The organism is Geobacillus sp. LYN3, from assembly GCF_003064505.1.
Lineage (GTDB): Bacteria > Bacillota > Bacilli > Bacillales > Anoxybacillaceae > Parageobacillus_B > Parageobacillus_B toebii.
In genome coordinates, this window is record NZ_QCWL01000006.1 from 8077 (window position 1) to 10314 (window position 2238).

The 2238-nt window shown below is 49.4% G+C and carries 1 protein-coding gene and 1 pseudogene; both read right to left on the bottom strand.

Translation table 11 applies throughout. The annotated features are described in order from the left end of the window. A pseudogene (locus DCC82_RS18360) lies at nt 1-267 on the bottom strand (transposase); the annotation flags it as partial. Between the two features lie 542 nt (nt 268-809). After that, nucleotides 810-2096 (bottom strand): SEC-C domain-containing protein, encoded by a 1287-nt coding sequence (locus DCC82_RS15790; protein WP_015865241.1) that lies wholly within the window; start codon nt 2094-2096, stop codon nt 810-812. Nucleotides 2097-2238 lie beyond the last annotated feature (142 nt).

Below are 2238 nucleotides of genomic sequence, written 5' to 3' on the forward strand. Positions count from 1 at the left end.
TCCTTTTTTCCGTGCTTCTTTTGCCCCATCACGGGCAAAGATATATTTATGCACAACCGCCTGGATGCTTTGGCTGTGGATAGAAAAACGACCTTTTGTTGCTTTTTGCAGTTCCGTTTTGGTTATCCATTTTCCTGTTTCCAAATGATGTTCTTTTGCCAAACGAAGGCATTCGTTCCAAACTTCTGCGGAGATACGATTGCATTCAAATAGTTTTTGGATAACTTCTTTCTTTGCCCGAAAACGGGTTTTCAGCGTTCGATACATGGTTTCACCTCCTATGTTTATTGTATTCTATTGCCATCCAAAGAAGAAACCTGAATCCGTGATAAAGACGCGTTCAAACTGCCAAGAAAACTTGATCAATCAACAAATATTGCACTCGGGCTTCTTCACCTAATAGGTGAACATTCGGAATTGAGTTGATACTTTGGCATGATTGGGTTTTCCAACATTTTTGATACACTTCTGTCACGGATTCAGGAAGAAAGAGAAAAACAGAAAAACCGAACGCCATTCATCCCCCACCTGTAGAGGTGGGGGACTTCTGGCTGATTTATGTTAAAAACTGTCGGAATCGCGCACAAAGCCATTTTTCCCAATCCATTATGGATTCGGTCAAAACCGATCGTTCCCCGCCGCTTTTTTTGGAGTTTCACGAATGGAACGCATTCCATTCCCTGTTTCTACTTATAGAGGGCTTGGGTTGAGCCCAATGATGTTTGAATGAGAGAGCCCTTGTGGAACCGGCTTTCCTTTCTGACGAAATGCCGCTGACTTGCGCGCAGCGCCCGTTTTTCTGCCAGCTTCTAGATGAATCCCCGATCGGTGAAGATCTCCCACGCTACATCGCGGAGTTCTTTACGCAATTCTTTTTCATTCACTTCCTCAAGCAGGCCTTCATTCCGCCACGAACGGATGGCGCGGTCAATATGACGGTTGACTCGCTTCTCGTCCCATCCTTCACGCATCAACATCAGATCGATGTCATCGATCCATTCATTGATGCGCGCATCAAGCTCATCCCCTTCCTCTTCGAACCAGTCTTCCTCCCAGTCATCGAGCCATTCCTCGTCGTCTTCATCATCAACAGCCATCAGGAAAAAATCCAACGCCGCCGATCGCACATCTTCTGGCATCACGTCATACCGATCGGCGATGTCTTCCACCTCCGATCCTTCCGCCTTCATCAAATGCCCAGCCACATAGCGGAGCGCCGCCGCGTAGACGGGGACCGAATAAGGGAGGCGGGATGTTTTTCCGCAATAGATCGCCCATATGGCGAACGCTTGATTGAGCAGCGCCGCTGGCGCCTCCGGCTCGTTTTCATCGAGCTCGCGAATGACGGCCGCTTGTTTCGGATCATCCCATTTGAACTGTTTGGCGAACTGCCAAAGCCACTCCAAGAGCACATCGGAAAGCACAGCGACGAACCGATCGCGCATCCATAAAGCCGATGGCTGACCGCTCCACTCCCCTTCTTGTTGAATCGCCCGAAGCAATCGATCTTTCCCTGACGCCGGGAGCGGAAACACCGCTGTGAAACACGTGAACACGTCTTGGTACGGCACAAGGAAGCCGAACACCACATCTCCTGTTTCGATCACGCTCGGCCATTGATCGGAAGTCAATAAATGAACGATCTTTTCCTCTCCCGTCAACAAATCCCGGACAACGGGGCGATTGTCGTCCTCATAGCCGATGAACTCGCCAAGCGACGGAACGGCTCCTTCCCACCTCTCGATGTGAGCCTGAACGGACGGGCGCCACCGCTCCCAATGACGGCTTTTCCGGTAAGCAGAAAAGATCGTTTGTCCTGTTTCATCAAGCGGCCAACAAAACAACATCCAGTTCACCGCCATGATCTGCACGCCAAGCTCGAGTTCCTCCGGCATCTCATCAAGCGGGAACTGGTCTAAAAGCTCTTCCACCTCCCTCTCATACCGCTGTAAAACAAACTGGCGCATATCATTCATGCATTCGATCAACTCGCGGTCAATCAATGACGAAATCGAAACCGCCTCTTTTTTTCCGCAACAATGCTTGTACTTTTTCCCGCTGCCGCACGGACAAAGGGCATTCCGCGACACCGTCATATCGTCACCCACTTTCCTTCGATTCGGCCTTGCCGTTATGTTCATTGTATCATAACAGAGAGAAAATTAGGAGTGAACTACCCCCACTTAATTTTCTAGCGAAAATTTGAAGTGGGGGCTTCCAAAGAAGTTTGACTGCTTC

What these genes read in the sequence shown, in the direction of transcription:
- DCC82_RS15790 (WP_015865241.1), bottom strand. Translation starts at nt 2,096, where the DNA reads ATGACGGTGTCGCGGAATGCCCTTTGTCCGTGCGGCAGCGGGAAAAAG.